Source organism: Mycobacterium sp. TH-M25 (assembly GCF_057473665.1).
In genome coordinates this window covers 1-7,372 of sequence record NZ_JBYCLA010000048.1, presented here as the reverse complement: position 1 = coordinate 7,372, position 7,372 = coordinate 1, and the positions used below count along the sequence as shown (strand labels likewise).

General features: G+C 66.6%; 9 protein-coding genes. 5 read left to right on the top strand and 4 right to left on the bottom strand.

All coding sequences use genetic code 11. The annotated features are described in order from the left end of the window. Positions 1-311: 311 nt before the first annotated feature. Positions 312-1,058: a class I SAM-dependent methyltransferase gene (locus AC2VOU_RS01945; protein ID WP_486955843.1), complete on the bottom strand. Its 747-nt coding sequence runs from the start codon at positions 1,056-1,058 to the stop codon at positions 312-314. Positions 1,059-1,099: 41 nt separating this feature from the next. Between AC2VOU_RS01945 and AC2VOU_RS01940 the strand changes: the two genes are divergently transcribed. From AC2VOU_RS01940 to AC2VOU_RS01930, 3 genes are read left to right on the top strand one after another with little or no spacing between them, the layout of a single operon-like run. Continuing rightward, entirely contained in the window at positions 1,100-2,146 is a 1,047-nt protein-coding gene (locus AC2VOU_RS01940) for a GNAT family N-acetyltransferase (RefSeq protein WP_486955842.1), read from the top strand. Further along, complete coding sequence (locus tag AC2VOU_RS01935; RefSeq protein ID WP_486955841.1) at positions 2,112-2,798, top strand: DUF5642 family protein; 687 nt, start codon at positions 2,112-2,114, stop codon at positions 2,796-2,798. Before AC2VOU_RS01940 ends, AC2VOU_RS01935 begins: the two co-directional genes overlap by 35 nt. A 24-nt stretch (positions 2,799-2,822) precedes the next feature. Next, the gene (locus AC2VOU_RS01930) at positions 2,823-3,479 is read left to right on the top strand and encodes a DUF5642 family protein (protein WP_486955840.1); all 657 of its coding nucleotides are present in this window, start codon (positions 2,823-2,825) and stop codon (positions 3,477-3,479) included. A gap of 3 nt (positions 3,480-3,482) precedes the next feature. Here AC2VOU_RS01930 and AC2VOU_RS01925 read toward each other — a convergent pair whose 3' ends face one another. Continuing rightward, positions 3,483-4,079 carry an alpha-ketoglutarate-dependent dioxygenase AlkB gene (locus tag AC2VOU_RS01925; RefSeq protein WP_486955839.1) on the bottom strand — a complete coding sequence of 199 codons (597 nt, stop codon included), beginning with the start codon at positions 4,077-4,079 and terminating at the stop codon, positions 3,483-3,485. Positions 4,080-4,275: 196 nt separating this feature from the next. Here AC2VOU_RS01925 and AC2VOU_RS01920 point away from each other — a divergent pair, with 196 nt between their 5' ends. Beyond that, positions 4,276-4,491, top strand: coding sequence for a hypothetical protein (locus AC2VOU_RS01920; RefSeq protein WP_486938047.1), 216 nt, complete (start codon positions 4,276-4,278; stop codon positions 4,489-4,491). A 107-nt stretch (positions 4,492-4,598) separates the two neighbouring features. On the opposite strand, the gene AC2VOU_RS01915 is transcribed toward AC2VOU_RS01920, so the two are convergent. Beyond that, positions 4,599-6,155, bottom strand: coding sequence for a dolichyl-phosphate-mannose--protein mannosyltransferase (locus AC2VOU_RS01915; RefSeq protein WP_486955838.1), 1,557 nt, complete (start codon positions 6,153-6,155; stop codon positions 4,599-4,601). Between the two features lie 25 nt (positions 6,156-6,180). Between AC2VOU_RS01915 and rsmI the strand changes: the two genes are divergently transcribed. Beyond that, entirely contained in the window at positions 6,181-7,017 is an 837-nt protein-coding gene (rsmI, locus tag AC2VOU_RS01910; RefSeq protein WP_486955837.1) for a 16S rRNA (cytidine(1402)-2'-O)-methyltransferase, read from the top strand. On the opposite strand, the gene AC2VOU_RS01905 is transcribed toward rsmI, so the two are convergent. Beyond that, a partial coding sequence (locus tag AC2VOU_RS01905) for a chorismate-binding protein (protein ID WP_486955836.1) occupies positions 6,973-7,372 on the bottom strand: 400 nt, incomplete at its 5' end. The genes rsmI and AC2VOU_RS01905 overlap by 45 nt on opposite strands.

Below are 7,372 nucleotides of genomic sequence, written 5' to 3'. Positions count from 1 at the left end.
GTTCTTTCTCTTTGTCGTAGAGAATGCTGAGGTCGGGATTCAGCGGCCTGCTTTGCGGGCGGCTGGAGTCCGCAGTGCCGCCAGGTCGAGTTCGGCCATGCGCTCGGCGACCGCGTGGAGCAGCGGTGAGCGGATACAGAAGTAGAACGACGCGCAGAGCTGGCGGCGCGTTGATCGGGATTGGGCTTGCTTCTCCGCGGCATCTCGGCAGTGTGGTGGCCGCTGACCGGCGCTTTCGATGTCAAGCGGCTGACGGTGACGAGCTGGGTTCTCGTATCGGCCGGCCTGGTCTATCGGTGTGGCGCCAACCGCTACCCGGGCTTGCCGGCCGTGACGAACTGCAAGTTGCGCTGGATCTGCTGTTCGATATCGACGAGGCCGGATTCGGCGAAAAGACCGACGAACTCGTCCCGGTCGAACAGGCGCAGACCGATGGCCCCGGCGGTCGCATTGGACACGTACCGCAGGGCCGGCAGGCGACTGACGTAGCTGGTCAGAATCGCAACGCGCCCGCCGGGCCGCACCACCCGCACCATTTCGCGGGCCACGGTGAACGGCTCGGGCATCAGGTAGAGCGCACCAAAGCAGCACACAGCGTCGAAGGTTTCGTCGTCGAACGGCAGCGTTCCGGCGTCGGCGCGGACATAACAGGTGCGCGGTCCGCTGTTGTCCTGTACGGCGCGGGCCAACATCGGCACCGAGATGTCAAGCCCGACCGCTAGTCCGTGCTCCGGAAGGTCTTCGGCCAGCTTTCCGGTGAAATTACCAGGGCCGCAAGCGATATCAAGCAGCCGTGATGCGCGTGACAGGTTCAGCGCTTCGGCGGCGCGGCGTTGCTCGGCGCCGGTGGTGACACCACTGGCGACGTAAAACGCGAACGGCCGCCACAGTCGCTCGTAGACCGTGGCCACCAGCGGACTGTTCATCGCGTGCTGCGCCAGCGTGGGTGTTTCGCTGGCCACCGATTCGCCGAGCACGTCCAGGAAGCCGTGTCGCAAGCGCGCGTCGCGGTCAAGCAACTCACGGGTTGTCTGCAGCGGATCATCGGTGCGCGTCACGGGAGTGAGTCTGCCGGGGCGCGCGTCCTTGCTGCAACACGATGAATGCCCTTAGCCTGGGCTGCATCTTCAACGGCGACGGGGGCGGCAGGGTGACCGAGTTGACCACGCTGCGCGCCGCAGAACTCGCCGCCCTGGGGATCTTCACGGGATGCCCCGCCGAGGACTTGATGCCGTTGGCGGCCAGCCTGCAACCGCTGCAGGCGGCGCCCGCTCAGATTTTGATGCGCCAGGGCGAGCAGGCGGTGTCTTTCCTGCTTATCGCGTCGGGCGCGGTGGAGATCAGGCATGTTGGCGACGACGACGTCGTCACCATCGAGCACGTCTGCGGCGGCACCATCGTCGGCGAGATCGCGCTGCTGCGGCATCTACCACGAACCGCGACGGTGACCAGCACCGAAGCCCTGATCGGCTGGATCGGCGACAGCGACGCGTTCGCGCGCCTGGTGCATATCCCGGGCATCATGACCCGTCTGGTGCGCATGGTTCGGCAGTGCCTGGCGGCTTTTCTCACTCCGATCCCAGTCCTTACCCGTGACGGCTCGGAGTTGCTGCTGCGTCCGGTGTTGCCCGGCGACAGCGAGCGAACACTGCAGGGGCATGTCCGGTTCTCCAGCGACACGCTGTATCGACGCTTCATGTCGGCGCGGGTGCCCAGTCCGGCGTTGATGGATTACCTGGCCGAGGTCGATTACGTCGACCACTTCGTGTGGGTGATGACGGATCGAGACGGAAACCCGGTCGCCGACGCGCGTTTCGTCCGCGACAACCACGACCCCGCCGTCGCCGAGATCGCCTTCACCGTCGCCGACGCCTACCAGGGCCGCGGCATCGGGTCGTTTCTGATCGCCGCTCTGTCGGTGGCCGCGGGGGTGGCCGGGGTGGAAAAATTCTCCGGCCGGATGCTGGCCGACAACGTGGCGATGCGCACGATCATGGACCACTACGGCGCCTTCTGGGAACGTGACGACGTCGGCGTGGTGACGACCGTCATCGACGTACCCGGCATCCGCGATCTCTCCTTGCGTAGCGACGTGATCGCCGATATCAAACATGCTGCGCGTCAAGTTATTCGGGCTGTCAGTTAGCATGCGTCTTTCGGCGGCCGCAGCGGCGCTTGTGGTGCTCGCAGGGTGTGGCCGGCCGAGTGAGCCGCCGCCGCCGGCGCAGAGCGCAGCGGTGCGCCACGTCGACCCGGCCGATGTCAGGCGCGTGCGGCGCGACCTTCCGCCCGGTTACGAGGTAGCGCAGGCGCTGGATGTGACCGCACCGGAGGTCGTTTGGGGACTCGGGGGACCAGGCGTTGCGAACCCGGCGCGTTGCGCACCGCTGGCCAACCCAGTCCGTGGCGAAGGTACACGCGCGCAGGGTATTTCGGGATCTGGACCGGGGGGCACGGTGTACGCCGTGGTGGTTGCGGGGCCTGTCGCGCTGGATCACGCCTTGCTCGCCGGATGCCGCCAATGGACTATGACCGGCCGGCGGGCCAGTGCGCGTGTTCACCTGGTTGACGCGCCACACATCGACGCCGCCGAAACCGTCGGGATGACAGCCGACATCGTTACCTCGGTCGAAGGCGGCAATGAAATCGGTTCGCAGGCAAGCACCTTCACTGCGTACCTGGGTGATTACTATGCGTTCACCACGCTGATCAGCGATCCCGGCTCGCCGCACGCGGCCTTGCTGCCGCAATTTGCCGCCGACCTGCTGGTGAAAACCGTATCGGCCGTCCGCGGTTAGCGGCGGTGCGTTAGATTGGCCTCAATGATGCGGATTGCGTTGGCCATCTGGGGGGTCTTTCTACTGGCTGCTTGCTCCCACGGACCGTCGGAGGCGCCCCCTCAAGCGGATATCAGCAAGATCGCGAAGGTGAAGTCCGACTTCGGGCCGGGCTACAAGGTGAAGGAAACCGCGAAGACCGGCATCGACCCCAAGGTGCTGGCGACGCACAAGCTGCCGCCGGGGCTGACTTTCGATCCGCCCGACTGTGCGTCATTTGTGGTCGGCGAGGACATGCCGGCGGGTCTACAGGGCAACATGGCCGCGGTAGCCGCCGAAGGCGACGGCGGGCGTTTCATCGCGATGGCGGTGCAGACGTCGGCGCCGGTGCCGTTCGAGGAGCCGGCACGCAACTGCAAGAAGGTGGCTTTCCAAGGCGGCCGGGTTCGCGGCCTCATCGAAGTGGTCGAAGTACCGCACATCGAGGGCACTCGCACCCTGGGCGTACACCGTGTCCTGCAGACCGTGGTGCAGGGCAAACCGCGCAGCGGCGAACTGTATAACTATTCCGCGCATTTCGGTGACTACCAGGTGATCGTCACCGCCAACCCGATGCTGGTGCAGGGTCAGCCACCGAAGCCTGTCGACACCAAACAAGCCCGCGACTTGCTCGTCAAGTCGGTCGCCGCCATCAAAGACTGACCGCTAACGGACGTCGCGGGGCCGGAACTGGATGCTGACCCGCGGCCCGGTGTGAGCCGAGGTCTTGGGTACCGAGTGTTCCCAAGTCCGCTGACATGAGCCGCCCATCACCAGGAGATCGCCGTGCGCCTGCGGCAGTCGCAGAGATGAACCGCCGCCGCGAGGTCGCAGCGCGAATGTGCGGGTGGCGCCCAGGCTGACGATCGCCACCATGGTGTCGTGCACGCTGCTCCGGCCGATGGTGTCACCGTGCCAGGCGACGCTGTCCGACCCGTCGCGATACCAGCACAGCCCGACGGTGGTGAACGGCTCGCCGAGTTCGCCGGCATAGATGTCGTTGAGCCGCCGCCGAATCCGGGCCAGCCACGGATGCGGCGCCTCGCCGGCGGTCAGGTCGTGGAAGCTCACCAGCCGCGGGACTTCCAGGACGCGGTCGTACATCTGGCGGCGTTCGACCCGCCACGGGATGCTCTCGAGCAGCTGGCCGAGCAGTTCATCCGCGCCGGTCAGCCATCCGGAACGGATGTCGATCCACGCTCCTGGACCCAGGGATAGGCGTTCGTCGCACTCGAACAACGACTCCTGTCCTGAGATCGCCACGGTGCCGATTGTATCGCACAATTGTTCGATTCACCGGGCGGTGGGTTCGCCGGGCGGCAGCTCTCGACTGGGCACGACCCAGGTACTGAGTTGCGGGACTGATCAGGTCACCGACACGCGCGAAACGGGACACCAAAGGGTCACGATGCGGTCGCTCGACTGCCCATGCTGCGCGGAAACTGGCACTGTCGTGGTTGTGACTATCGATGTTGACGACGATCTCGTCCTGTACACCGACAAACGCCCTTACCGCTGCGCGCGCGGCCATTGGCTGCTGCCTGGACACATGATGGTCGGCAGCAGGTCATGCTCCTGCGGTCGGGGTCGACACACCACCTGGGAATGCGAGTGCGGCGACATCACCTATTCGCCGAAGGTGCGCGACACCTGCGAGTTGAGCGGGAGCCGCTGACTTTTTCTTTCACGCGAAACAGATGCCAGGGCAGTGGTTGTGCGCGGCCGCGCGACCCCGGGTTCTCTTTCGCGGCGACGTTTGTGGATAACCGGTCGCGTCCAGCGTTACCGCCAGCTGGGCAGCCAGATCTCCATATTCCAGGTGTTCTGCGAAATCGGCTGCCCGGTGAGCACTGGAAAAAGCCAGGCGAAGTTCGTGAAAACTATTGCGATGTAACAAGATACGACGATAAGCCCGAGACTGCGACGCTCCGCGCCTTGACCTGGCTGGTAGAGGATGTCGCCGAGGATCAACGCGATGGTCATTGCCAGGAACGGGGCCATCGTCGACGCATAGAAGAAATACATCTGCCGGTCGATGTCGGCGAACCACGGTAGCCAGCCGGCGCAGTAGCCGACCAGCACCGCGGCGTAGCGCCAGTCGCGTCGCACCAGCATCCGCCAGCAGGCGTACAACAGCGCGGGCACCGAAATCCACCACAGTGCCGGTGTGCCAACCAGCATCACCGCTTTGACGCACGACTGGGCGCCGCAGCCCGCGACGTTCTGCTGGTCGATCGCATAGAGCACCGGCCGCAGCGACATCGGCCAGGCCCACGGTTTGGATTCCCACGGGTGGTAATTGCCCGCGGCATTCGTCAGGCCGGCGTGGAAATGATAGGCATTGGCGGTGTAATGCCACAGCGAGCGCATCGCGTCGGGCAGCGGCAGCGGGAAAGTCGACTTCGCGCCGATGGATTGGCCGACCTCGTGCCGGTCGATCGCCGTTTCGGACGCAAACCACGGCGCGTAGCTGGCCAGGTACACCCCGACTGGAATGACCAGCAGCGCGTAGGCCGTCGGAAACAGGTCGCGGCGCACTGTGCCCAGCCACGGCCGCAGCACCCGGTACTGCCGCCGGGCCGCGACGTCGAACGCCAACGACATCGCACCCAAGAACGCCACGAAGTACAGGCCGGACCATTTTGTCCCACACGCCAAGCCGAGCAGTACGCCGGCGCCGAAGCGCCACCACCGTACGCCCAGCCGCGGCCCCCAGAGCGTCTGGTCGATGCGGCCCTGCGCGGACGCGACATGCATCCGCTCGCGGACCTGATCGCGGTCGACGATCAGCGCACCGAATGCCGCCAGCACCAGGAACGTCAGAAATCCGTCGAGCAGCGCGGTGCGCGCCACCACGAAGCTGACCCCGTCGGCGATGACGAGCAGGCCCGCGATCGCGCCGACGAGTGTCGATCGGCTGATCCGCCGCACGATCCGCACGACCAGCGCCACCATGACCGTGCCCAGGATCGCGCCGGTGAATCGCCAGCCCAGCCCGTTGTAGCCGAACAGCGCCTCGCCGATCGCGATCAGCTGCTTGCCCACCGGGGGATGCACGACCAGGCCGTAGCCTGGGTTGTCCTCCACCCCGTGGTTGTGCAGCATCTGCCAGGCCTGCGGCGCGTAATGCTTCTCGTCGAAGATCGGTGTTCTGGCGTCGGTGGGCGAGTCGAGGTTCACCGTTCGGGTCAGCGCGGCCAGCATGGTGATGACACCGGTGACCACCCAGCCTTGGAGCCGGTCGACGGGACCAAAATCGGGTGCCGGGGCCACTGGGCCCGGGCTGATCACCGGTACTTCGTCATCGGCGACGAGGTCGTCGGTCTCGATCGTGGTCATCGGATCCGATCGTAGGCTGTCGCACATGACAGACGGTCGACTGCTGCTGGGCGCCACGCCGCTGGGTCAGCCGTCCGACGCGTCACCGCGACTGATCGCTGCGCTGGCCACCGCCGACATCGTGGCCGCTGAGGACACCCGCCGGTTGAGGTTCTTGGCCAGGGCGCTGGATGTGGTGATCGGCGGAAAGGTGGTCAGCCTGTTCGACCACAACGAAGCGGCCCGGGTGCCGGCACTGGTCGAGCAGATTCGCGCCGGCGCCACCGCGCTGGTGGTCAGCGACGCCGGGATGCCGTTGATCAGCGACCCCGGGCATCGACTGGTGGCCGCCTGTGTCGAGGCCGGCCTGCCGGTGCAGTGCCTGCCGGGCCCGTCGGCGGTGACGACGGCGCTGGCGGTGTCCGGTCTGCCGTCGGAGCGGTTCTGCTTCGAGGGCTTCGCCCCGCGCAAGCAGGGTGCCCGCCGCGGCTGGCTGGCATCGCTGGCGGGCGAGCAGCGCACCGCGGTGTTCTTCGAGTCGCCGCGGCGCCTACCCGCCTGCCTGCTCGACGCGGTCGCCGAACTCGGTGGGGACCGGCGTGCGGCGGTCTGCCGCGAATTGACCAAGGTGCACGAGGAAGTGGTGCGCGGATCGCTGGACGAGCTGGCCGCCTGGGCGGCCGAAGGCGTGCTCGGCGAGATCACTGTCGTGTTGTCCGGCGCGGTGCTGCGGGCCGATCTGCCTACGCTGGTGACCCGGGTGAGCGATCTGGTCGACGACGGGATGGGTGTCAAAGACGCGTGCGCACAAGTGATTTCCGCGACCCCGGGCGCGCCGTCACGGCGCGAGCTCTACGACGCGGTGTTGCGCGCCCGACGATGATGCCACGCCGGCCCCGATGATCGGTGCCGCCTTGTGCAGGCATTCCTGCCACTCGGCGTCGGGATCTGAGTCGGCGGTGATCCCGCCGCCGGACCCCAGCACCGCATGGCCCACGGCGTCGAACTCCACCGTGCGGATCGCGACGTTCAATTCGCAGCCGGCCACCGGGGAAGCCAAACCGACTGTGCCGCAATAGACTCCGCGCCGAGATTGCTCCCATTGCGAAACAAGTTCGCGGGCACGGAGTTTGGGTGTGCCGGTGACGGACGCCGGCGGGAAGGTGGCGTCCAGCAGCGCCGAGGTCGGCAGCTCGAGCGGAACCTGCGCCGACACCGTCGACACCAAATGCCACACC

Coding starts and splice junctions, on each gene's coding strand:
- AC2VOU_RS01940 (WP_486955842.1), top strand. CDS start 1,100: ATGAATGCCCTTAGCCTGGGCTGCATCTTCAACGGCGACGGGGGCGGC.
- AC2VOU_RS01935 (WP_486955841.1), top strand. CDS start 2,112: ATGCTGCGCGTCAAGTTATTCGGGCTGTCAGTTAGCATGCGTCTTTCG.
- AC2VOU_RS01930 (WP_486955840.1), top strand. CDS start 2,823: ATGATGCGGATTGCGTTGGCCATCTGGGGGGTCTTTCTACTGGCTGCT.
- AC2VOU_RS01915 (WP_486955838.1), bottom strand. CDS start 6,155: ATGACCACGATCGAGACCGACGACCTCGTCGCCGATGACGAAGTACCG.
- rsmI (WP_486955837.1), top strand. CDS start 6,181: ATGACAGACGGTCGACTGCTGCTGGGCGCCACGCCGCTGGGTCAGCCG.